This window comes from Rothia sp. 32237D007AR (assembly GCF_053544675.1).
This window is the reverse complement of the sequence record NZ_JBPPUO010000010.1, coordinates 1-22,096: the sequence shown is the minus strand read 5'-3', so window position 1 is coordinate 22,096 and position 22,096 is coordinate 1. Positions and strand designations below refer to the sequence as shown.

The window sequence follows — 22,096 nt, the reverse complement described above, 5'->3', positions numbered from 1 at the left end:
TCTTAGGCCACGAAACTGGTCATCATGGCTTCAAAGGCCAGACGGGCACCGGCGTTGGTGCGCATACGGCGCCGGGTAGTTGCCACCGTATCAAGGCGCGCTAGGGTGCCTTCTGGTCTGGTGCGCTCAGCATAGGCATAAATATCGTCTGCTAGGTGTGCGTTGATGATGTCTGCCCCGGTAGAGAGCTGCACGGTCAGCACATCACGGAAGATGGTTTGGATATCCGCTAAGAACCGGTCCAGGGTGTCGGTCTGAATACGCTTGGCCCGGCGCTTCTGGTCCTCCTCGAGCTGGCGTATCTGTGCCCGGTGGGTGGGGGAGAGCTTCTCGCCATCCTCATACCCTAGGGCTGTGAGCAGGGTGGCGCGTTCTGCCTCGTTGCGGGCCTCTGCGTCAGCTTCAGCTTCTGCCTCAGCAATGGTGATGAGACCGTCGGCTGCTTCCATCGCTGCGGCGATAGAGCGCAGGGTAATGGGCATTTGTACCACGGTGCTGCGGCGTTTGCGAGCTTGAGCATCGGTAGCTAGCTTATGGGCTACCTCCAGGTTGCCCTGGGCTAGGCGGGCGACGAACTCTGCCTGCTGGGGCTCTAGGTGGGTGCCGGTGGCTTGTGCCTCCGCTAGTAGCCGGGCGGCGACGTCCGTAACTGAGGGTAGGCGGAGCTTAACTGGGCGGCAGCGGGAGCGGATAGTGACCAGGACGTCGGCAGGTGAGGGGGCGGTCAGTAGCCAGATGGTGTAGGGCGGGGGGTCTTCAATGGCTTTGAGGAGCACATTGGAGGTTCGTTCTGGCATACGGTCAGCGTCCTCAATGAGCATGACGCGCCAGCGCCCAACAGAGGGGCGGTCTTGGGCTTTGACCACGAAGTCGCGGGCTTCTTCGATGGTGATGGTGGTTTTTTCGGTGGTGAAGTGTAGAAAATCAGCGTGGGAGCCGCTGAGCACTGTCTGGCAGGAGCGGCAGTTCCCGCAGCCGCGGGCTGCTGGGTCTGGCTGGTCGCAGAGTAGGGCTGCGGCGAAGGCTAGGGCTGCTTGGGTTTTGCCTGCCCCCGGTGGGCCGGTGAAGAGCCAGGCGTGGGTGGGTTTTTCTTCGGCGGCGGCGCGGGTGAGCTGGGCGCGCACCTCGAGCTGGCCGGTGAGGGTGTCAAAGACGCTCATGAGATGCTCTCTAGGGCTGTTGCTAGTACGTCCTGGTGTACCTCGTTGATGGGGCGGGCACCGTTGATGAGGGTGTACCGTTGGGGGGCTTCTTGGGCTAGCTGTAGGAAGGTGGCTTGCAAGGTGCGGTGGAAGGTGTCGTCTGCTGATTCCATGCGGTCGGCTGTGCCTCGGGCACCTGTGCGGGAGCGTCCTTCGGCCAGGGGCACGTCGAGCAGAATGGTGGTGTCAGGTAGCAGGTTGCAGGTAGCCCAGCGGCTGAGGTTTACGACGTTTTCAATGCCTAGGCCTCGCCCAGCTCCTTGGTAGGCGGCTGATGAGTCGATGTAGCGGTCGCAGAGCACTATCTGCCCTGCTTGGAGGGCGGGCCGTATTTTTTGGTGGGCGTGGGCGGCGCGGGAGGCTGCAAAGATGAGGGCTTCGGTGTGTGGGTCTATCTCTCCGTTGCCCTGTTCTAGTACGAGGGCGCGGAGTTTTTCGCCGATCTCGGTGCCGCCGGGTTCGCGGGTGACCAACACCGAGTAGCCACGTTCGGTTAGGGCCTCGGCCAGGAGGGCGATTTGGGTGGTTTTGCCTGAGCCGTCCCCGCCTTCAAAGGCGATGAAGGTGCCGGGGTAGGGGCGCTGGGTCTTGTCTGCCTCCGTTAAAGGTGCGAGGACGCCAGGGTCGGCTTCTGGGGTGTAAAAAAGTGCGTGGGTCACGGGTATAAGCCTATCAAGCTTGTGAGTTTGGTCCTGGCTAGCTGCCGCATGGTTCTTATGTATTCGAAGTATCCGTATCCGGTATCAGCGGTGCTCTGAAAATATTTACATATATAGATTTCTCTATAAAAATCTCTTGGCACAGCTTTTCTATTGTTGCTCTTAATCCGGCTGTCTTTGTAGGAGCTACTTCTGTTTGAAGGTGAGGGTGAATCTCAGTTCTATCGACATAGGCCTTTGGGATAAAATGGGGCTATTCCCAGATTATAGATCTGGGGGGATTAATCAGAAGTGTGGAACATACGATTTTGGCCGTATGACGAGGCCTAATGAATATTATTTCAAGGTTGAACGGTTGAATAATCAGTATGTTAGTAATCACTACCTCGATGTTTCTTATGTGAAGCAGACCTACTAGAAGGTTCTATGATTTTTGTAGAAAATCTTAGTTATACACGGCAACGGCGCCGGGTGCTTTATAACCTCAGCTTCAGTCTGGCACCCGGCGCTACAGCCCTGCTTGGCCATAATGGGGCAGGAAAAAGTACGCTCTTTTCGCTCCTTGCAACAGCGCTCAAGCCTACCCAAGGCACAATAGGTCTACAGGTAGAGTCTCATCGACTCGATAGCCGTCAGCAGGTTAAGCAGTATCGAAAACATATAGGTTTGGTACCTCAACATTACAAGCCGATTCCCGGACTCAGCGTAGAGCAACACATTCAATATGTCAGTTGGTTAGCTTCAAACTCAAGTTCAACGGCGAACCGTCTTACCCAAGAGGCTATAGAAGCAACTTCCCTCCAGGAGCTAGCAGAGCGTAAAGCCACGGAACTCTCAGGTGGCGAAACACAACGTCTGGCTATCGCAGGTGCTCTTGCGACAGGTGCTAGAACTTTGCTCCTGGACGAACCTACCGCGGGTCTTGATCCCTCACATAAGAACGTCATTAACCAACTGATTCAAACTGTCGGGCAAGAGCGGGTTGTACTTGTCGCCACTCACGATCTTTACCAGCTCGATGAGATTTATCAGTATGTTCTTGCTTTGAACCAGGGGCACCTGACGTTTTCTGGGCATACCTGTGACTTCCTCGCCCCCTTCAGTGGAACATCACAACAGCAAGCCCTAGCAGCCTTTGACCACTTCATGGAGCAATAGACCATGCGGCCTGTATATCTAGACGTATTCACACATCATCTAGCCTTCAAGTTGCTTCCTGCCGCCCTAATCCTGAACCTTCTTTACATCCTGGTATACAGCAACTCAGCAACCATCGTAGGCAATGCTGAATCTGCTGCCGGTCAGGCTTCGCTTTTACTTATATTTTCGGCAGGTTTGGCTTCTCTCGCTTCTTGCTGGGCAGGGGTGCAACTTTGCCGTACTAGGTTAATGCACACTGCAGCGGCAAGACCGAGCTGGCAAATAATAGGGTTATGGATTTTTCCTGCCTTTCTCGGCGGAGCAGCGGTACAGATAGCTGGAGCGATTGGATTGCTTGCGTTATCAGAAGCTTTGCCCAATTCTCGGTTTGCACTGATTCTTGTAGCTCAAATTTCAGCCTTGATGGTTCATACCGCCCTCGGTTACTGGTGTGGTAGATTCTTATGTCCTTTTCTTGCCTACCCCCTTGCCCTGCTGACGAGCTACTTATGGCTAGCCTTTACTTGGACGCTACCTATCACCTTTATACGGTATCTGGCTGGTCCCGCTATGGTTATGTGCTGCTCGCCGGTAGAACGTATAGATCCTGCCGCCCCTGCGGCTCTTCTTATCTTTTCTGTGATAGTGGGCTGTGGTCTTCTTGGCCTAGCTACATGGCGGGGTGGCCATAAGCTGGTCAAAATAGGAGTTGCTACACTTTGCCTAACCCTGGGTGGTGGCGCAGGATATCTTGTGGCAGGTCACTTGGGCCCAGTTGCAACCTCTTATCTTGCTGACCAGGATCTTGTTTGTGCAGGTAGCGCACCGCAGGTCTGTGTGGGAGAAGTATCTTTGGCGAGGAATGACCTGCGGGAGCAGATATCGTTTGACTTCAAGAAAATACAGAATATAGGGCTACCCCCTGTAGAACAAGCCCTGATTTACAGGGGTGAAAATCTCCCTGCCCTGCATGAAGGAACAGCCTATATTGCTTACCCTCCGACGATGACAGGAGAAGAAGCTCATCGCATGGTGGCCTCGATTTATACTGCCCCGTTAGAGCAGTGCTTCGATGTCTTTTTGACTCAAAATGATATGCAAGCTTTCAGCGCCTATAGTGCTTCTACCGACCTGCTTATGAATCAGCTCACCGACTATCTGGCAGACTCTGCAGATGTAGACTCTACGCGAGAACAAGCGATTCGAGAGCTCTACACAACTCTGAGTGGCTGTTCTCTTCCTCCAGGAGTTTAAGTGCGCTATTTTCTCAAGTCACGTAATCTCATGCGACCCACTTTGGTGCTTTTGCTGAGTTCGGGTTTGCTTGCCCTCTGGAAGGGGACTTCACTTTATCTCCCCCTGCCTGATTTTATCCCTACCCTGGCGCGGTCTGTGCCTGTTGATGCTGTACTGATTGTTTGCTCCGTTACTGCAATTGCTCTTGCAGCTTACCCAGGCGCTCAATTGTGGGAAAGAGTGGCTCCGCGTAGTATCCAGATGTATTCCTATTTTCTAGCAACCGGTCTCGGTCTTTTTACGTGTTTTACTTTTGGCATAGCCTGCCTGGGAGATTCTACTGTCTGGCTTGTACTTATGAAGCTACTGGGACTGTTGGGTGTCGTCTCGGTGCTCTATCGCTGCCTCGGTGCCTACGTCAGTTTAATTCCCTCCATTCTTCTTGTGCTGAGTACAATTTTTGCCCGCCGCTCAGGGGGAGGGCTTGCTCCCTGGGCTTGGTTGGTTAATAATGACCCGCAACTGTATCAGGTTATTTTGACTCTTGTTGCTGCTGGAATGGGTGTAGTTCTGGCAGAACGTTTTCATCTTGTTATCGACAGTAGCCGCTAATTCGCTTCCGCGCGCTACCTAGTTAATACAGCCACACTGCCCCTTGTATGACCATTGATGAACAGCTGGTAGCGCCCTCCCTGCTCAGTGCGTATCGTTGAATTTATGACTGAACAGAATCTTGCTCCCGAAACCCGCCTGGTCGCTGGTGGCCGCCCCGCCCATGATGATCTGGCTCCTGTGAACCCGCCCATTGCCATGTCTTCTACCTTCCGGCAGACAGGCCCCTCAGATGTTAACACCTATGCTCGTTTCACTAACCAGAGCTGGGATGGCATTGAAGAGGTTGTAGCTGATCTTGAGGGGGCAGAACTACCTGGTTTGGTCTTTGCATCCGGTATGGCCGCTGTTGCTGCTGTGCAGGATCTAGTGCCTGTTGGCTCCATTATTTTGCAGCCTGAGCACACCTACATGGCTTCAGTTTCTATGGCTAAGCGTCTTGAAGCTCGCGGTATTGCCACTCTGGTGCGTCTTGATATTGAGAACACTGAGTCCGTTATCGCTGAAATGGAAAAGGCTGCCGCCACCGCTGGCGTCACCCCTGAGAACATCAACTATGCAGCCCCTAAGGTGCTGCTGTGGGTAGAGTCACCCACCAACCCCATGATGGAGGTCGCGGATCTGCCCGCTATCCTCGATGCTGCTCAGCGCCTGGGCATTGTTTCTGCGGTTGATAACACCTTCGCCACCCCGCTGGGGCAGAACCCGCTAGCGCTGGGTGCGGACGTCGTCGTCCACTCTGCTACTAAGTCCATCGCCGGACACTCCGATGTGATATTGGGTCTTACCGTTACCTCTAACCCCGTACTGCGTGATGCTATGGTCGCCCACCGCACCACCAATGGCGCCATTGCTGGGCCTTTTGAAGCTTGGCTGGGTCTGCGCGGTATCCGTACTTTGGGTGTGCGTTTGGAACGTGCAGCCGCTAACGCCTTAGAGCTAGCTGAGCGTCTGCAAGCTCACCCTGCTGTCAAGGCTGTGCGCTACCCTGGCCTGCCGACTGATCCCGGCTTTGAGCGGGCGTCCGCACAGATGCGTACCTTCGGCTCAATTCTTTCCATCACCCTAGATGCCACTGCCGAAGAAACTGACCGCGTGGTTCAGGCCCTGAACATTTGGACGCCTGCAACCAGCCTCGGTGGCGTAGAATCTCTGATTGAACGCCGCCGCCGTCACGGTTCAGAGCCGCACTCAATTCCTGAGTCGCTGCTGCGTATGTCGGTAGGTATCGAGAACGTTGATGATCTCTACAACGATCTGGCCGCGGCCCTAGAAAACCTCAAGTAGCGAACGGACGCCATGACACCCATTGCCCTCATTATTCTGGTTACCCACTATGTGGGCCTTGCCCTGGCCCTGGTAGTTGCCGCCCTGGCGGTCTTTGCCTTGATTGAGGCGGCCCGCGCCTCAAGCCACGCCTATCAGAGCGCTTTTAGGCGCACTAAGGGCTTCTGGGTGGGGGTGACCGGTGCGGCAGCAGCCTTCTCTGTTGTGACGCTCTGGCAGACCTGGACTTTTGGTGGGGGCTCTATTTTTCTGCAGCTCATTGCTGCTACGGCGGTGGGCGTATTCCTGGCGGACGTCCGCCCTGCTGTGGCGGTGCGTCGCCGCTAACAGCAACTTGCGTTCTGCCTGAAAAACCCACACATAATCATAATTATTCCGTATTTTGCCGGTCATATTATGAATATGTGTGGGTTTTTCTATGGTTTGGCGTAGCGAAGTGGGATAATGGGGGCTATGACTTATAAATTGGTACTGCTCCGTCACGGGCAATCAGAATGGAACGAGAAGAACCTCTTCACCGGTTGGGTCGATGTTGCCCTGACCGAGAAGGGCCGCGCCGAAGCTACCCGTGGTGGTGAACTACTCAAGGAGCGCGGCATCCTCCCCGATGTTGTGCACACCTCCTTACAGCGTCGCGCCATTAACACCGCTAACCTGGCTCTTGATGCGGCTGACCGCCACTGGATTCCCGTTAAGCGCACCTGGCGCCTGAACGAGCGCCATTACGGTGCGCTCCAGGGCAAAGATAAAACTCAGACCCTAGAAACCTACGGCGAAGAGCAGTTCATGACCTGGCGCCGTTCCTACGATGTTCCCCCGCCGGCACTGGATGATAACGACGAGTTCTCACAGGCCAATGACCCCCGCTACGCAGATATTGAGAACGCTCCGCGCACCGAGTGCCTCAAAGATGTTCTTGAGCGTATGCTGCCTTACTGGGAATCAGAGATTAAGGAAGATTTGAAGGCCGGTAAGACCGTTCTGGTGGCAGCTCACGGTAACTCCCTGCGCGCTGTGGTGAAGAACCTTGAAGGTATCTCAGATGAGGATATTGCCGGGTTGAACATCCCTACCGGCATCCCCCTCTACTACGAGCTGGATGAAAACTTTAAGCCCCTGGGTGCCGGCGAGTACCTGGACCCCGATGCCGCCAAGGACGCTATTAAGGCTGTTGCTAACCAGGGTAAGAAGTAGCTTCTTTCCTGTCATTTAAGCTTTATCGCAGTAGATACCGGGCGCTAGCACCTCTAGAGGTGCTAGCGCCCGGTATGTGTTTTACTTCTGGCTGGTGGGGTTGCGCCGGGTGAGGGCAACTCCAGCTAGTGCGATAGCGGCGGCTAAGGCGGTCAGAACCAGCAGGGGCGCACCGGTGCGGGCCAAGCTGGCAGGTTCCTGCTTCTGGTGAGCTTCTTGAGCTCCCTTATGCGCTAGGGGCGCGGTGCCGGTCTGATGTGCGTTAAATTCTGCGCTGGGTTCTACCTTGGGCTCTGCGGGGTTTCCATTGCCCTGCGCGGACGGCTGCGCGCTGGGGCTTGCTACAGGGGCGGTTTCGCTGGGCTTGGGTGAGCTGGTGGGTTCTGCCGAGGCGCTCGGTTCAGAGCTGGCTTCAGGCTGATTGGGGGCTGGGAGCGCAGGTGCTGTGCTGGGGGTGGGCTCTGCACTGGGTGCAGGTTCTGGGGCTTCTGTAGGTACTGGGGTTTCTGCAGGTACTGGGGTTTCTGCAGGTGCTGGGGTCTCTGTAGGTGCTGGGGCATCTACCGGTTCCTGAGTGGCATCAGGTTCAGGAGCAAGGGTGGGCAGGTCGCTTGGTGCTGGGCTGGCCTCTGGTGCTGGGCTTGTTTCAGGTTCAGGGCTTGTTTCAGGTTCAGGGCTAGCTACACCGGTCATGGGTTGTGCCTGGATGCCTGCGGTTTTTTCTATCCAGGAAACGAAGGGGCGCAGTTCCAGGGCGCCAGAAACTTCACCGATCCAGTAATCGTTAGCTACATGAGAGCCCATGACATTAATGCCAACGAGCTTGTTATCGACCATAAAGGGCCCACCGGAGTCGCCATGGTTGGAGGTCCCGTCAATACCTTCAAGTCGGTAGACCTCGTTCCAGTAGGCATCTCGGCTTTGGAAAGACTGTTTGACTGCTGCTGTGCGGAGCCAGGGCATAGTTTCGCCCTCTATTCCTCGCCCATAGCCGTAGATGTACCCTTCTTGATTCATAGTGAAGCTGTGATCTGAGGCTAGGGTCGCGTAGCTGCTGAGCTCTTGGGGCGTGGAGAGCTGGATGAGGGCTATATCAGCCTGGGAGGATTCGATAATGTTGGCGGAGCTGATGGGGACGCCGGGGTTCAGCTTGTCGTTGGAGAAGTAGATATCGGCGGAGGTGGGGGTGGCGGCATCTTCGGTACAGTGGGCTGCGGTGATGACCCAGGTGGGGCTGAGGGCTGTACCGGTGCAGCGGTCGTAGGTTTGGTCTTCTTTTTGGATAGCGAGTTGGACGATGAACTCGGAGTTGGTTTCTTGACCTCCTGAGATGGCTTGGGCGGAGGTGAAGGGGGAGAGGGCTGCTCCTATAGCTAGGGCAGCTAGTAAGGGATGCTTGCGCATGGGGGCTCCTTATCAGGTTTATGAGAATCATTCTCATTTACGATTATCTATCATAAACCCAAACTCAGGCAGCAAGAAGACTCTGTGAGCGGCGTCCACACCCCATAAAAAACCTGGTGCCCCACCCCTCATACAAGGAGTACAGCACCAGGTGCATCAAGCTCCCACTCTTAGAGCAGGCAAGAATAAAAACTAGATGCTAGGCACAGCATTCCAGTCACCGGTCACCAGGTAGGTGACCTTACGGGCTACCGAGACGCCATGGTCGCCAAAACGCTCCAAGTAGCGGGAGGTGAGAGTGACGTCCACGGTCACCTGGGCGCTCTGATTCCAGTCAGGAGCCGCCATGCGGTTAAAGACCTCAACGTGAAGTTCGTTAATGCGCATCTTGTTCTTGATGATGTTCTGAGTGTGAGAGAGATCGCGGGTCTCCAGCAGGCTGATGACGCTGGCAATAATTTTCTGGTCCAACTCAATAATCTCGCGGAAGACCGGCACGATGGACTCAGGCAGAGCATGCTCAGGGTAGCGCATACGGGCAACCTGAGCTACGTGACGGGCAAGGTCACCCATGCGCTCAAGGGAAGAGCTCATGCGCAGGGCACCTACAATCATACGCAAATCAGAGGCTACCGGGCCCTGCAGGGCTAGGATGTCGATGGCGCGTTCATCGAGCTCATTTTGCATGAAGTCGATGCGGGCATCATTGCTGATGACTTCTTCAGCTTCTTGCACGTCAGCCTGCAAGAAGGAGTCCGAAGCACGGTTAAGGGCTTCCTGGACTAGGGTGGCGATATGAATCAGCTCTTCACCGACGTGCTGTAGTTCGGCTTGGAAGACTTTGCGCACGTGCGCGTCCTTTCCATCTGGGGAAGTGTGGGGTACCGGGCAGACTCCTGCCTACGGCTACCTCTATAGAGTGCCAAGGCCACATGAACACAAACACATGGTTGGGTAAACGTTAGTTGAACCCCCAAATATTTAGGGCTTTAAGGGGCTCAGGGCGGGCGTACAGGCCCTAAGCTGGTAGATGTGAACCCTACTGTGATTGCTTTATCTGCCGCTGTGCTAGGGCTCCTCATTGGCGTGGTGAGCATGCTCGCTGTGCAACGTAGTGAGCGTCAGCGCGCTCGCTGGGCTGATGTTGAGGAGCCAACCATTAGCGACGGCGCCGCTGAGGTGCTGGCGGTCATTGGCCGTGCCTACCTGGTGGTAGATGCTGTGGATGGGGTAGTGCAAGCCTCCCCCGGTGCCTATGCCCTGGGGCTGGTGCGCGGGCATACAGTGGTCTTCGATGAACTCTTAGAGATGATTGATGCGGTACGTTCTAAGAGCGTCATTGTTGAGAGAGAGATTATTTTAACCCGCGGTTTTTATGACCAGAGCCGCCTGGTACTTGATGTGCGGGTAGCGCCCCTGGGCGATGAATATATTTTGGTGTTAGCTGATGACCGCACCGAAATCGTCCGCGCGCAGACTGTGCGTACCGACTTTGTGGCCAATGTTTCGCACGAACTAAAAACCCCGGTGGGTGCGGTGGGGCTCATGGCTGAGGCGATTGAGTCCTCAGCCGATGACCCTGAGTTAGTACGCTATTTTTCGGGCAAGCTGAAGAAAGAGTCCCAGCGGCTTGCAGCTCTGGTACAAGATGTCATTGAGCTTTCCCGCCTTCAGTCAGCTGATATGGTACTGAACTCCACCCTGGTCGATGTTGAGCAGATAGTAGCTGAATCAGTAGACCGTAACCGCCTCACCGCTGAGGGCAAAAATATTGAGCTTCTGGTGGGGGGTAAGGCACCCTACCCGGTGCATGGGGACCCGGAGCTACTGGGCACTGCCTTACGCAATCTCATCGAGAACGCTATCCGCTATTCACCTGAGAACACGAAGGTGGGTATCGGCATGGCGGTGAAAGGTGACGCTGTTAGAATTTCTGTGAAAGACCAGGGCCCCGGCATCCCAGAGGATGAACAAGACCGCATCTTTGAGCGTTTTTACCGGGTAGACCCAGCCCGTTCACGTCAGACCGGAGGCACAGGCCTGGGGTTGAGCATTGTGAAACATATTATCGGGCAGCACGGCGGCGAAGTGACCCTCTGGTCCCAGCCTGGTTCCGGCTCAACCTTCACGATTTCTCTACCCCTTGTTGACGAAGAGACCAAACAAGACCTGCTGGGAGAGCACCCACTGACCGGGCCTCTCACCCAGGTAACAGATCACAACACCCACACAGCGCCGCGCCCCATAGGGTCGGCTCAAACTGCGAAGGAAACAAAGTAAGTGACCCGTATTTTAGTGGTTGAGGACGAAGAGGCGCTGAGCGAGCCCCTGGCCTTTTTGCTGGGTCGTGAGGGCTTTGAGGTGCAGGTCGTTGATAATGGCCTGGACGCTGTCGTCGAGTTTGAGCGTAACGGAGCAGATTTGGTATTGCTCGACATCATGCTTCCGGGCCAATCGGGCACCGAGGTCTGCAAGCAGATTCGTGCTACCAGCGCGGTCCCGATTATCATGCTCACTGCCAAAGACTCAGAAATTGATAAGGTGCTTGGCCTAGAACTCGGTGCTGATGACTACGTCACTAAGCCCTATTCCTCCCGTGAGCTCATAGCCCGTATCCGCGCAGTGCTACGACGCCAGGGCGAATCTGAAGAGCATGATGCGGGAGCTATCGAGGGCGGGCCAGTGCGTATGGACGTTGAACGCCACGTGGTTACTGTTTCTGGTGAAACTGTGGCCATGCCTCTCAAGGAGTTCGAGCTGCTAGAGATGCTTTTGCGTAACGCTGGTCGCGTGATGACGCGCGCTCAGCTCATTGACCGGGTCTGGGGTGCTGACTATGTAGGTGATACCAAGACCTTAGATGTGCATATTAAGCGTCTGCGTTCCAAGGTGGAGCCTGACCCCTCGTCCCCGCGTTATGTGGTGACGGTGCGTGGTCTGGGCTATAAGTTTGAGCCTTAAACCGCTCTTATACGCCGGGTAAAGCAAAGGGGGCTGGTAGTTCGATGATGTGAACTACCAGCCCCCTTGGGTGTGAAGGAGAAAGTTTTTAGCGGTTGTTGCTAGCTGCTGTGGTAGGCAGGTAGGGAGCATATTCTTCCAGGGTGCCATCAAGTACCGGCACGTTGAAGGTTTCAGTGCCCGGGGTAACGGTGGAGGATACTTCGACGTCCTTCAGGAGCAGGCCGGGGGCAACGCCAGCTTTGTCGAGCAGAAGCTGGTTCTTATCGTCTTCTAGGCGGACTTCTTGGCCTGCGGGGATCTTAAGGGTGAGAGTTTCGGTGGGGAAGGCCAGAGTGACGGTGGCGTCTTCTTCAGTCTGGTTTAAGATGGTGCCCAGGAGGCGGCCCTGTGAGGTTTCATCTGCTGCGATGACCATGATGTTGCGCAACTGGATATCTTGCTGGCCGTTTTCGCCGATGAGGTTGACCATCTGGCCGTCTGATGCTGAGTAGACGATGGTGGTGGCGGGCTGGTTGGTGTAGGTGCAACCGGTGGTAGCTAGCATTGCACCAGCAATAGCGGCGAGGGCGCTGACGCGCTTGAGGGTCATAGAAGCGGTGTTCTTCACAGCTCTAGCTCCTTGTGTAGGGTCGTAATCTGCTGCTGGGCAGAGAAAGTGTGTGCTCCGCGCCGAGGTACGGATTTTTATTTCGTTCAGGTCACATTCTATCTGCTTTATCGACGATACGTCTGTATCAAGGTGGTAAAAGGCCCTAAATGAAGTGCCTAGGTTCGCTCAGAGCGCCGGGCCTATTCTTGAGACTTTTAAGGGTGCTGTCTTTCGTCGCATGGTAGAATAGGTAGGCTGAAAGGGGTTTATCCATATGGTTTTTGAGGTTGGCGAAACAGTCGTTTACCCTCACCACGGTGCCGCAACGATTGAAGAAATCAAGATGCGCAAGATTCGTGGCGAAGAGAAGATGTACCTGAAACTCAAGGTTGCTAACGGTGACCTGGTGATTGAGGTGCCCGCTGAGAACGTCGATATGGTGGGCGTGCGCGATGTTGTTGACGAGCGCGGTCTGCAGGAAGTCATCGATGTACTCCAGGCAACCGATACCGAAGAAGCAGCGAACTGGTCACGCCGTTACAAGGCTAATGTTGAGAAGCTGGCTTCTGGTGATGTGCTGAAGGTTGCTGAGGTCGTGCGCGACTTGTGGCGCCGTGAGAATGACCGTGGCCTGTCTGCTGGTGAGAAGCGTATGCTGGCTAAGGCCCGTCAGATTCTGTCATCTGAGGTCGCTCTGGCTAAGGACATCGACGAAGAAGCTGCCGAGGTTGAACTCGATAAGATTCTCGAAGGCGTCTAAACTTTCGGGTATGCTCACTAGCTGTGAGCACTCTAGATTTTTCTGATACAGCGGGCACCGCAACCACATCGGGTGGTTCGGTGCTCGCTCTTGTTATTGTGGCGGCTGGTTCCGGGTCGCGTTTGGGAGCGGGCAAGCCCAAGGCCGAGGTTCAGGTTGCCGGGCGCACTCTCTTAGAGTGGGCTTTACAAGGGGCCTTGTCCTCCGGTGTGGCTGCGCGGCTGGTAGTGACGGTACCACCCCAAGATCGTGAGTTGCGGCACGTGTGTGCCCGCTATGGTGCTCTAGCGGTGGCCGGGGGCGCTACTCGCGCCGAGTCGGTAACCAGCGCCTTAGCCGCAATTGCGGACGCACCGCCCCTATCTGGGGCCTCCCAGCAGCTGCCTACCGGCGTCCTGGTGCATGATGCGGCCCGCTGCTTTACCCCTGCCAGCGTCTACCACCGGGTGGCTGCTGCCTTGGCGGCAGGAGAGAAGGCCGTGATTCCTGCCCTGCCTGTGGTAGATACCATTAAGACTGTGGATTCTGCCGGGTACGTCAGCGGGACCCCGGCTCGTGCCCAGTTGCGGGCGGTGCAGACCCCCCAGGGCTTTGATCTTGCTACCTTGTTACAGGCTCATCGGGATGTTGCCTCTTTGAGCCCTGAAGTTGCTGAAAGCATCACTGATGATGCCATGCTGGCAGAAACCCTGGGTCTGCCGGTCGCTACTGTCGAAGGGGCGGCCCAAGCCTTTAAGATAACAACCCCTCTAGACCTTACCCTCGCTACAGCCCTCTATTCTGAAAAGAGAGAAGTATGATTCCCCGTATTGGTACCGGCAATGATGTTCACGCTTTTGGTGAGGAGGGCACCGAACTGTGGGTGGCTGGTCTGCACTGGCCAGGCCAGCGGGGCCTGTCAGGTCACTCAGATGGTGATGTGGTGGCCCATGCTGCTGCTGATGCCCTTTTTTCCGCTAGCGGTACAGGCGATTTGGGGTCTAACTTTGGGGTGGACCGCCCTGATATGGCGGGGGCTTCTGGGGTGCGTATCTTGTCGGAGGCGGCGGCAATCGTGCGGGCTGCCGGTTTTGAGATCGGCAATATTGCTGTGCAGCTGATTGGCAATAAGCCTAAGTTTTCTCCTCGCCGTCAGGAGGCTAACCGCGTCCTATCTGAGGCTGCCGGTGCGCCGGTGACGGTGACCGCTACAACCACCGATGGGCTGGGTTTGACCGGCCGTGGTGAGGGGCTTGCTGCGGTTGCGGTGGCCCTGGTTTACCCGCAGAGCTAGGCTGCTTCAGGGTTACTGGAGGCCGGTGCGCTGCCCTAGCCAGGGCAGGGCATCAGCGAAGGCCGCCTCCCAGACTTTCCATTCGTGCTTGCCGGGGTAGGTTTTCCATTGCACATTGAGCCCGGCCTGTTGAGCGGCGGTATAGAGCCCTTCTAGACCTGATGTGTAGGAGGGGTCGTCTTCGGTGCCGATAGAGAAGATGCCGCTGGGCCCTGGCTGGGTGTAGGTACCCTGTTCCAGCATGGTTGCTGGGTCATTTGCCTGGTAGGTGGCTTGGTCGCCGTCGAAGCCGCGGGTGAGGGTGAGCTTTTCGTTGCCGAGGGAGGGGTGAGCCTCCCCGGACATGTTGATGAAGGCCGGGTAGGTGTCGGGGGCGCGTAGTGCTGTTTGCAGGGCGCAAGTTCCCCCGTTGGAGAGTCCTGCGATAGCCCAGTGGGAGCGGTCAGTGTCGACCTGTAGATTACTGGTCAGCCAGGTGGGGACAGTCTCTTGCAGGTAGGTAGCTACCTGGCCGTGGGCGGTGTCGCTACAGAGGGGGTTGGTCCAGTCACCGCCCAGTTGATCAACAACGACGACAACCGGTGCCAGCCCGGCCTGGTCTGCTGCGTAGGAGTCGAGTATGGTATGCACCTGGCCCAGGTTGAACCAGTCAGAGGGTGAACCGGGCTGCCCAGCCATGAGGACCACAACAGGCAGTAGCGGGCGGGGGTTGCTGAAGTAGGCCGGGGGCAGGTAGATGTAGGCATCGCGCGGGGTGAAGGCTGAGTCGTGGGCTGGTATGTTCTCCCGGATGATGGTTCCCTCACTGGCTAGATTAGCGGGCGCTGTCCAGGTGCTAGCTAGGGTTTGCCCGCCGGTATCGTAGACGGCGACGGGGGTAGAGGCCCCTGTTTCAGCCAGGGTGCTGGTGGGCACAGTAATCCCCAGGGCGGACGCCAGGGTGGGGTAGCCCCCGTAGTAGGCGTTGATTCCTAAGCCGGTTAGGGCAAACCCTAGACCAACTGCGAGGGCGGCTGTAAGTACTGAAAGTGTTGGGCGCAGACGTCCGCGCTGTGGCCAGTGTGCCCTGGCGGCAAGTACAGCGTAGATGACTACCCATAGGGCGTAGCCTGACCAGAGCCAGGTGGGTGCCCCAATAGCGTCAGCTACGGGGTGCCAGACATTGTTGGTGAGGTAGGCGCTCAGTGCGACGAGGGCTGTAAGGCCTAAGAGAATGATGAGGTGGGTGCGCCAGCGCACTACTGATAGAGCCCGCCCCAGCAATGCTAGGGCCAGGAGGCTTGCAAGAATGATGGTCAGCGGCCCCCAATAGTCGGCGCGTAAATCAATGGAACGGGCAAAATCAGCGAACATTTATTTCTCCTGGGATCCCATAGCTTGTAAGATGCCCAGCACATCTTTTGGTTTCATCTCAGGCAGGTAGGCGTGAGAGACTGCGATTCCGATAGCTGGTAGATCCCCGGAATCGGGGGTGACTAGGTACATGGGTTCAAAACGGGGGCGGAACTTGGCTTTAAAGGTGAGCAGGGAACGGAAGCCGTAGAGGGGTTCCATGCGCTCCCCTAGGTAGTCCAGCAGTCGATCAAGGCCGCTGCGTACTGCCGGGGCTACGGAGTGGGCCAGAGGGGCGCCGGAGAGGGAAAGAATCTCAAGTCCTTCATCCTTGGCGTCCTGGGCTGCTGAGGCAATCAGATATTCCATGGAGGCCGCAAAGACGCCCTCGGCGTCGCGGCGGCGCATGAAGTCTAGGGTTAGGCCGATGAGGCGCCCTTCTCTGTACACGGGCATCCAGGAGGTGACACCGTGGATGAAGCCGCTCTCATCAAGAGCAAGGAGGATGCGAGTCTCGGGGTCTTTGAGCTCCTCAAGGCCACCGAGGGTAAAGCCCATCTCTGGTAGGGACTTTTCTGAGACCCAGCCTTCAGAAATCTCCACAATCTGGGCCCACTCGGCTAGGAGCAGTTCGTTGTAGCTGGTCCATTTGGTGGTGATTCCCTGTTTTCCGGCCTGGTTGAGGGCGGTGCGGATAGACTGGAATTTTTTACCTGAGAACTTGAGTTCAGCTAGGTCGATGATAGCCTCTTCGGCTACCTGCCAGGAGCTCCAGCCCAGGGCCTGGGAGACCTGCTGGGTGGGGGAGTGCACCGAATAGAGGGCCGGTGCTAGACCCCGGTTGGTGCAGAATCGGGCAAATTCTTGCACGGCCTGCTCAACCCGATTGGGGGCTGCAGCAGGGTCTCCTACGGTAAGAGCAACGCCCCCGTGCTCCAGGTAGGCGAAGCCTTCTTCTCCACTCTCTGAGATCCAGTAGCTGCGGTTGTCCCAGGTGCCGATCCATCCCAGGGTCCCTGCCCCGTGTTCACGAACCAGTTCAAGGTAGTGGTCACGGTTCTGGGAGGTGTCACCGGCGGGGGCGACCATGACCCGGTGGGTGCACATAATGAGGGCAAGCCAGGTGAGGGCGGGGGTTAGCCAGTGCAGAGAGGCCGTGAACCAAAAGGTTCCTGCGTAGGAGGGCGGGAGCACATACCAGGCTGCTGAGGGCAGGAGCTTAACTAGGTAGTCCCCGGCAAAAGCTAGCGGGTGAGGTTGAGGGGCAAAGCCCTGGGGGAAAAGGACAGCTAGAGCTGTCACCAGCACCAGCCCTGAGAGGGCTACTAGCCCTACGGTACGAGCGGACGCCCATACCGCCTGCCGTGATGAGGGTAGGGGAAAAAAGCGGAGGGTAGCTAGCACTAGGGCTATGAGGGCGGCAGGTACTAGTACGGGTACGAGCAGGCGGGCACCGGCGTCCTCAAGTTCTGCGATGGCATTCAAAGGGGCTAAATGGTGGCCTAGAACGCCGGAGTAAATTACCAAACTGAGGAGAGAAAAGAGGAGGACAACACCTTGAAGTGCTAGGGTTCCGTAGGCTGCTAGACGGCGCCCCCGCACTAGGCCTAGGGCGAGAACAAGTTGAAGAATCAGGGGGAAGAGCGCTAGGATGCTGGCTAAAAATCCCTTGGTCTGATCTACATATACCTGGTGGGCGCAGAGGGAGCTTGTAGCCTTGTCGGCGCACAGCGCATCGAGGGCGGCGTCGGTCAGGGCCCCTGGCCCCACCACGTAGCGGGCTGCTGAGAGCGGACCTACGGGGTTGGGTGAGTGGGCGGCGAAGAAAATCCCGAGGGAGACCGCGGTGATAGCGAGAGCTACTAGGGTGCGGGCCTCATAGCGGGTGCCGACGAGGGAGTGTTCACGTTCGGGAGCTGGAACTAGGAGAATCCCACACGCCCAGCCTGTGGCTGCCGCTACGATGAGGGCGATATCGTTCAAGGAACCACCGAAAAGTAGGAGCCCCAGAAGGAGCGTGCAGGTAAGTGTGCGGATGCGGCGGCGCCAGACGGTGGAGTAGGTGCGGCTTGCTGCTAGCAGGGAACCTGCCAGCATGAGGGGTAGGCCGAAGACGGAGTGGATTGTGAGTGCTTGAGCCCAACCGGGAAGGAGGGTTTGTGCGGCAGAGAAGATAACGGTGATTGCCGCTGCTGGGAACAGGTAGCTAGCGAGGGCGGTGAGAATGAACCGCCAGGTTCCTAGAGCTCTTTCAATGAGGGGGCCGGTGAGTGTAAGAATGGCAAGGAAGAAGAGGGTGCTTACTGGCTTGTGGTTAATGATGATGCCGGTGAGCGGTTCCCAGGTGGCGGTAAAATTACCGGGCTGGAAGGTGAGGGCGGCGGCTTTTTCTTGCCCTAAAAGCAGTTCAATGACGAGCCCACCGAGAGCGAGCCCCACCAGTAGGGCTGAGAAGGGGGCTACAGTGATGTAGGTGGTGATGTATTCGCGGGTCCAGCGCAGGCGCCTGGTGATGACGGGGTGTGACTCGATGTGAGGTGAGGCCGGGGTAGAAGTCAAAGGCACAGTAGCCTCCTGGTCAGCGATGATGGGGAATAAGATATTTGGTCTCGTTCAGTATAGTCATGCCTAACAGGGCTAGAATAAGGCTGTCCCTCCTAGAAAACTGGCTCTAACCTGTAAAGAAGTGTCTGTGAACGTCGATTCTCTTGAACCCCGCCCCCATTCCTTTGTGTATGAGGGCACCCGCCGTATCGCCTGGCATGAATTTGGGCAGACTAATTCTCCTGTGGCGACTGCACTGTATTGTCATGGCACTCCCGGTAGCGGCTATGAGGCTCTCTTTCTTGATGGGGCAGCTAAGGAGCTGGGCATTCGTATTATTGCCCCGGACCGCCCTGGCCTAGGTCAGTCGGATCCTGTAGCTCACCGCCGGGTCAGTACCTGGGCTGAAGAGGACGCTGCTGCCCTCCTCGAGCACCTGGGGCTGGGGCAGATTAGCGTGATTGGTTTTTCCGGTGGTGGTCCGTACGCCATGAGCCTGGCAGCTTTATACCCGCACAAAGTTGATCAGCTCATCTTGCTTGCCCCTTTCACCCACCACAGCCTGTGGAGCACCCGTATCGGCTTGTCCCTTACTCCCTTGCGGGTGCACCTAGCCTGCCTCATCTCTTCTGTGATACCTAAAGGCTTACTTGACCGGGCTACCGCTGCGGTCTGTGCCCCTTTATCGCCTGTCTCGCCTCTTGCTGCGGCCCTGGGGCAGAAGGTGCAGGGGCGGACGGCTGCTTATCGTATGGCTGTCTCTCACGACTATGCTCTCCCATCTTCTATAGATATAGAGGGCGGGGTGCAAGATGAGCACGCGATTCAAGGTGATTGGGGTTTCTCTGAGTCCACTGTTAAAACCCCTGTGCATGTGTGGATAGGTGGCAGTGATCGGGTGGTGAAGCCTGCTCGCGCTCGCAACTTGGGGTTGCGTTTGGGGGCGCAGATTCATGAGCTGCCTCGTGATGGGCATTTTTCCTTGTTGATGAGTTGTGCGGGTAGTTTTCTCGCACCGGTTTTGTCTCGCGCGGTAAACTGGTAGGCGTGACTTTACGTTTTTATGATTCAGCAACAGCAAGCGTCCGTGACTTTACCCCGGTTCATCCTGGGGAGGCCCGTATCTATTATTGTGGTGCCACTGTGCAGGGTGCCCCGCATATTGGGCATGTGCGCTCGGGGCTGGTTTTTGATCAGCTTTCTCGCTGGCTGACTTACCGCGGTTATAAGGTCACTATGGTGCGTAACGTTACCGATATTGACGATAAGATTCTGGTGAATTCGGCTGCGTCTTTTGAGGCTGACTATAGCGGGGAGTACCCGGCTGAGCAGTGGTGGGCTTTGGCTTACCGTTTTGAGCGGGTTTTTGGGCAGGCTTATGCTTCTTTGAATATTGCTCCTCCTACCTATGAGCCGCGCGCTACCGGGCATATTCCTGAGATGTTTGCTCTTATTCAGCGTTTGATTGATCGTGGTCATGCGTATCCGGCTACTGATGGGTGTGGGGATGTTTACTTTGATGTGCGTTCCTGGGAGAACTATGGTGCTTTGACTCGTCAGAAGATTGATGACATGCAGGATGCTCCGGACGCTGACCCCCGAGGCAAGCGCGACCCGCGTGATTTTGCCTTGTGGAAGGCATATAAGGAAGGGGAGCCTGTCACTGCTTCTTGGGAGTCTCCCTGGGGTAAGGGCCGCCCCGGTTGGCATTTAGAATGCTCGGCTATGGCCGGTAAGTATCTGGGTGAGACTTTCGATATTCATGGTGGTGGCCTTGATTTGCGTTTCCCTCACCATGAGAATGAGATGGCTCAGTCTCAGGCAGCTGGTTACGGTTTTGCTAACTTCTGGATGCATAACGGGCTGGTCAACTATGAGGGTGAGAAGATGTCTAAGTCTATTGGCAATATCATCACCCCGGCCCAGATGCTGGAGCAGGCGCGTCCTTTGGTTGTGCGCTATTACTTGGGTCAGGCTCACTACCGTTCTGTGCTTGATTATCTTCCTTCCTCGTTGGAAGAGGCCCGTGTTGCTGTTGAACGTGTTGAGGCTTTCCTGGCTGCGACTCAGGAGTATCACCGGGAAGGAGCTCAGGTTCCTCAGGCTTTTGCTGAGGCGATGGATGATGACCTCAATATCCCTAAGGCTCTTGCTGCTTTGCATGTGGGCGTCCGCTCAGGTAACGCCGCTTTAGCTGCTGGTGAGTCTGCCCAGGATGCCGCTGAGCAGGTGTATGCCATGGCTAAGGTTCTGGGGCTGGTGGAGCTTATGTCTTTCAGCCAGGAGGGCGCTGCCGCACATGAAGCTGGTGAGCATGCAGCACTAGATTCTCTGATTCAGGCCATGCTGACTCAGCGTGCTGAAGCCCGTGAGGCTAAGGACTGGGCTCGGGCTGATCAGATTCGTGATGCTTTGGTTGCTGCTGGCATTACCGTCAAGGACGGTGCGGCAGGGTCTACCTGGTCGCTCTAATACTTCCTCCTTCTTCTGGTTACCGTGCTCCATCTCTCGCCCTGTATAGGGCGTGGGGTCGGTAAGCTGGAGAATAATTCATAGACATCTAATAAAGGACAGTAACCATGGCGAAGGCAGGTTCACGCCCCGGCGCAACAAGTAAGAAGAAGGGCCCTGTTAAGGGCACTGGCGGTCACGGCCGTAAGGCCCTTGAAGGTCGTGGCAACACCCCTAAGGCGGAAGAGCGCGTCTACCACAAGGCCTACAAGATGAAGAAGGCTACAGAAAACCGTAAGGCAACCGGTACTTTGCGTTCTCGCCAGCCCCGCTTGGGTGGTAAGCGCGCCTCTGATGAGCTGGTGACCGGTCGTAATTCTGTACTTGAGGCACTTCAGACTGAGATTCCTGCTAAGACTCTTTTTGTCATGTCCCGTATTGAGGTTGATGACCGCGTCCGTGACATTATGACCGAGGCCAACAAGCAGGGTCTTCCTATGCTTGAAATTGGCCGTAATGAGCTAGATCGTCTCACCGATCACGCCGTTCACCAGGGTGTTGCGCTTCAGATTCCTCCCTATAAGTATCCGGACGCTGGCAACCTGGTTCTCGATACGATGGACCGCTGGTACGACAAGCAGATGGACACCCCGCCTCTCTTTGTTGCTTTGGATGGTATTACTGATCCCCGCAACTTGGGTGCCATTATTCGTTCTGTTTCAGCTTTCTCGGGTAACGGCGTCATTATTCCTGAGCGCCGTTCAGCAGCTATGACTGCTTCTGCTTGGAAGACTTCTTCTGGTGCTGCTGCCCGTATCCCGGTTGCTAAGGCTACTAACCTGACTCGCGTTATCCAGCAGGCTAAGGACGCTGGCATTTTCGTTGTTGGGCTAGATGGTGGTGGCGATATTGATTTGCCCAACCTTGAGCTAGCTTCTGAACCGCTCATGATTGTTGTTGGTTCAGAAGGTAAGGGGCTGTCGCGTCTGGTGACTGAGAACTGTGATCAGATTGTTTCGATTCCCATTAGTTCAGCGATGGAATCTCTGAATGCTTCTATGGCTGTCGGTATTTCTCTCTATGAGGTATCACGCCGTCGAGCTTCCTAAGCTTTAATGCCGATAAGTGCTCTCCTGCAGATAGTGGGGGAGCACTTTGTGTATAGGAGCTGATGAGGCTTCTGTGAGCCATACTAAGGGCGTGGCTCACAAAAAATCCCTAAAATCAAGTCTCTGAGTGGTCTTTAAAAAAACTTTTAAAAAACTTTTGATGTCTTTAATACGTCTTTGACTAGTCTCTTTGTTGGTATGAGGGTGTTTTTTGGGGCTGAATCTGCCTCAAAAGTGCTCAGAGTGGGTTGCATGGTCTGAAAAACCTGCGTAAAGTATTACCAGTCGCCACGGCACAGGGGAAACCCACCCAGCGACAAAACAACTAGTCACATAGCGA

At 56.1% G+C, this 22,096-nt stretch carries 21 protein-coding genes; 14 read left to right on the top strand and 7 right to left on the bottom strand.

What is annotated here, in order from left to right; genetic code table 11:
* Positions 1–2: 2 nt before the first annotated feature.
* Together ACED87_RS07200 and tmk are read right to left on the bottom strand one after the other, a co-directional pair.
* Positions 3–1,160 carry a DNA polymerase III subunit delta' gene (locus ACED87_RS07200; protein WP_449089781.1) on the bottom strand — a complete coding sequence of 386 codons (1,158 nt, stop codon included), beginning with the start codon at positions 1,158–1,160 and terminating at the stop codon, positions 3–5.
* A complete protein-coding gene (gene tmk / locus ACED87_RS07195) occupies positions 1,157–1,861 on the bottom strand; it encodes a dTMP kinase (RefSeq protein ID WP_449089780.1) in 705 nt (234 codons plus the stop codon). The genes ACED87_RS07200 and tmk overlap by 4 nt, the downstream gene beginning before the upstream one ends.
* A 426-nt stretch (positions 1,862–2,287) precedes the next feature.
* On the opposite strand from tmk, the gene ACED87_RS07190 reads away from it, so the two are divergent.
* The 6 genes from ACED87_RS07190 (at position 2,288) to ACED87_RS07165 (ending at position 7,330) form a co-directional block, all read left to right on the top strand.
* Entirely contained in the window at positions 2,288–3,019 is a 732-nt protein-coding gene (locus ACED87_RS07190) for an ABC transporter ATP-binding protein (protein ID WP_449089779.1), read from the top strand.
* Between the two features lie 231 nt (positions 3,020–3,250).
* The gene (locus tag ACED87_RS07185; protein ID WP_449089778.1) at positions 3,251–4,255 is read left to right on the top strand and encodes a hypothetical protein; all 1,005 of its coding nucleotides are present in this window, start codon (positions 3,251–3,253) and stop codon (positions 4,253–4,255) included.
* Entirely contained in the window at positions 4,256–4,849 is a 594-nt protein-coding gene (locus ACED87_RS07180) for a hypothetical protein (protein WP_449082219.1), read from the top strand.
* Positions 4,850–4,954: 105 nt separating this feature from the next.
* Positions 4,955–6,136 (top strand): trans-sulfuration enzyme family protein, encoded by a 1,182-nt coding sequence (locus ACED87_RS07175; RefSeq protein ID WP_449082217.1) that lies wholly within the window; start codon positions 4,955–4,957, stop codon positions 6,134–6,136.
* Between the two features lie 12 nt (positions 6,137–6,148).
* Complete coding sequence (locus ACED87_RS07170; protein WP_449082216.1) at positions 6,149–6,463, top strand: DUF2516 family protein; 315 nt, start codon at positions 6,149–6,151, stop codon at positions 6,461–6,463.
* A gap of 126 nt (positions 6,464–6,589) precedes the next feature.
* Positions 6,590–7,330 (top strand): phosphoglyceromutase, encoded by a 741-nt coding sequence (locus tag ACED87_RS07165; protein ID WP_449082214.1) that lies wholly within the window; start codon positions 6,590–6,592, stop codon positions 7,328–7,330.
* 81 nt (positions 7,331–7,411) lie between these two features.
* Here ACED87_RS07165 and ACED87_RS07160 read toward each other — a convergent pair whose 3' ends face one another.
* Complete coding sequence (locus tag ACED87_RS07160; protein ID WP_449089777.1) at positions 7,412–8,734, bottom strand: trypsin-like serine protease; 1,323 nt, start codon at positions 8,732–8,734, stop codon at positions 7,412–7,414.
* Positions 8,735–8,926: 192 nt separating this feature from the next.
* Entirely contained in the window at positions 8,927–9,583 is a 657-nt protein-coding gene (phoU, locus tag ACED87_RS07155; protein ID WP_449089776.1) for a phosphate signaling complex protein PhoU, read from the bottom strand.
* A gap of 183 nt (positions 9,584–9,766) precedes the next feature.
* On the opposite strand from phoU, the gene ACED87_RS07150 reads away from it, so the two are divergent.
* Positions 9,767–11,014 (top strand): sensor histidine kinase, encoded by a 1,248-nt coding sequence (locus ACED87_RS07150; protein ID WP_449089775.1) that lies wholly within the window; start codon positions 9,767–9,769, stop codon positions 11,012–11,014.
* The gene (locus tag ACED87_RS07145; RefSeq protein ID WP_449082207.1) at positions 11,015–11,695 is read left to right on the top strand and encodes a winged helix-turn-helix domain-containing protein; all 681 of its coding nucleotides are present in this window, start codon (positions 11,015–11,017) and stop codon (positions 11,693–11,695) included.
* An 88-nt stretch (positions 11,696–11,783) separates the two neighbouring features.
* Here ACED87_RS07145 and ACED87_RS07140 read toward each other — a convergent pair whose 3' ends face one another.
* Complete coding sequence (locus tag ACED87_RS07140) at positions 11,784–12,305, bottom strand: hypothetical protein (RefSeq protein ID WP_449082205.1); 522 nt, start codon at positions 12,303–12,305, stop codon at positions 11,784–11,786.
* 256 nt (positions 12,306–12,561) lie between these two features.
* On the opposite strand from ACED87_RS07140, the gene ACED87_RS07135 reads away from it, so the two are divergent.
* The 3 genes from ACED87_RS07135 to ispF are packed head-to-tail and all read left to right on the top strand — an operon-like array spanning position 12,562 to position 14,320.
* A complete protein-coding gene (locus tag ACED87_RS07135; protein ID WP_185173529.1) occupies positions 12,562–13,047 on the top strand; it encodes a CarD family transcriptional regulator in 486 nt (161 codons plus the stop codon).
* Positions 13,048–13,070: 23 nt separating this feature from the next.
* Positions 13,071–13,847, top strand: coding sequence for a 2-C-methyl-D-erythritol 4-phosphate cytidylyltransferase (gene ispD / locus ACED87_RS07130; protein WP_449082203.1), 777 nt, complete (start codon positions 13,071–13,073; stop codon positions 13,845–13,847).
* On the top strand, positions 13,844–14,320 hold the full coding sequence (gene ispF / locus ACED87_RS07125; protein WP_449082201.1) for a 2-C-methyl-D-erythritol 2,4-cyclodiphosphate synthase: 477 nt from the start codon (positions 13,844–13,846) through the stop codon (positions 14,318–14,320). Before ispD ends, ispF begins: the two co-directional genes overlap by 4 nt.
* A gap of 12 nt (positions 14,321–14,332) precedes the next feature.
* Here ispF and ACED87_RS07120 read toward each other — a convergent pair whose 3' ends face one another.
* Together ACED87_RS07120 and ACED87_RS07115 are read right to left on the bottom strand one after the other, a co-directional pair.
* Positions 14,333–15,673, bottom strand: coding sequence for an alpha/beta hydrolase (locus tag ACED87_RS07120; protein ID WP_449082199.1), 1,341 nt, complete (start codon positions 15,671–15,673; stop codon positions 14,333–14,335).
* Positions 15,674–18,217: a bifunctional lysylphosphatidylglycerol flippase/synthetase MprF gene (locus tag ACED87_RS07115; RefSeq protein WP_449082197.1), complete on the bottom strand. Its 2,544-nt coding sequence runs from the start codon at positions 18,215–18,217 to the stop codon at positions 15,674–15,676.
* 127 nt (positions 18,218–18,344) lie between these two features.
* Between ACED87_RS07115 and ACED87_RS07110 the strand changes: the two genes are divergently transcribed.
* The 3 genes from ACED87_RS07110 to rlmB all read left to right on the top strand — a co-directional run bounded on the left by ACED87_RS07110 (position 18,345) and on the right by rlmB (position 21,756).
* Positions 18,345–19,241, top strand: coding sequence for an alpha/beta fold hydrolase (locus tag ACED87_RS07110; RefSeq protein ID WP_449082195.1), 897 nt, complete (start codon positions 18,345–18,347; stop codon positions 19,239–19,241).
* A gap of 2 nt (positions 19,242–19,243) precedes the next feature.
* Positions 19,244–20,668, top strand: coding sequence for a cysteine--tRNA ligase (gene cysS, locus ACED87_RS07105; protein WP_449082194.1), 1,425 nt, complete (start codon positions 19,244–19,246; stop codon positions 20,666–20,668).
* A gap of 107 nt (positions 20,669–20,775) precedes the next feature.
* Positions 20,776–21,756, top strand: a complete 981-nt coding sequence (gene rlmB / locus ACED87_RS07100) for a 23S rRNA (guanosine(2251)-2'-O)-methyltransferase RlmB (protein ID WP_449082192.1) — start codon at positions 20,776–20,778, stop codon at positions 21,754–21,756.
* The last annotated feature ends 340 nt before the right edge of the window (positions 21,757–22,096 follow it).

Excerpts from the sequence above, each read along its gene's own strand:
- ACED87_RS07200 (WP_449089781.1), bottom strand. The coding sequence starts at position 1,160 with ATGAGCGTCTTTGACACCCTCACCGGCCAGCTCGAGGTGCGCGCCCAG.
- ACED87_RS07190 (WP_449089779.1), top strand. The coding sequence starts at position 2,288 with ATGATTTTTGTAGAAAATCTTAGTTATACACGGCAACGGCGCCGGGTG.
- ACED87_RS07185 (WP_449089778.1), top strand. The coding sequence starts at position 3,251 with ATGCACACTGCAGCGGCAAGACCGAGCTGGCAAATAATAGGGTTATGG.
- ACED87_RS07175 (WP_449082217.1), top strand. The coding sequence starts at position 4,955 with ATGACTGAACAGAATCTTGCTCCCGAAACCCGCCTGGTCGCTGGTGGC.
- ACED87_RS07170 (WP_449082216.1), top strand. The coding sequence starts at position 6,149 with ATGACACCCATTGCCCTCATTATTCTGGTTACCCACTATGTGGGCCTT.
- ACED87_RS07165 (WP_449082214.1), top strand. The coding sequence starts at position 6,590 with ATGACTTATAAATTGGTACTGCTCCGTCACGGGCAATCAGAATGGAAC.
- ACED87_RS07160 (WP_449089777.1), bottom strand. The coding sequence starts at position 8,734 with ATGCGCAAGCATCCCTTACTAGCTGCCCTAGCTATAGGAGCAGCCCTC.
- ACED87_RS07135 (WP_185173529.1), top strand. The coding sequence starts at position 12,562 with ATGGTTTTTGAGGTTGGCGAAACAGTCGTTTACCCTCACCACGGTGCC.
- ispF (WP_449082201.1), top strand. The coding sequence starts at position 13,844 with ATGATTCCCCGTATTGGTACCGGCAATGATGTTCACGCTTTTGGTGAG.
- ACED87_RS07120 (WP_449082199.1), bottom strand. The coding sequence starts at position 15,673 with ATGTTCGCTGATTTTGCCCGTTCCATTGATTTACGCGCCGACTATTGG.
- rlmB (WP_449082192.1), top strand. The coding sequence starts at position 20,776 with ATGGCGAAGGCAGGTTCACGCCCCGGCGCAACAAGTAAGAAGAAGGGC.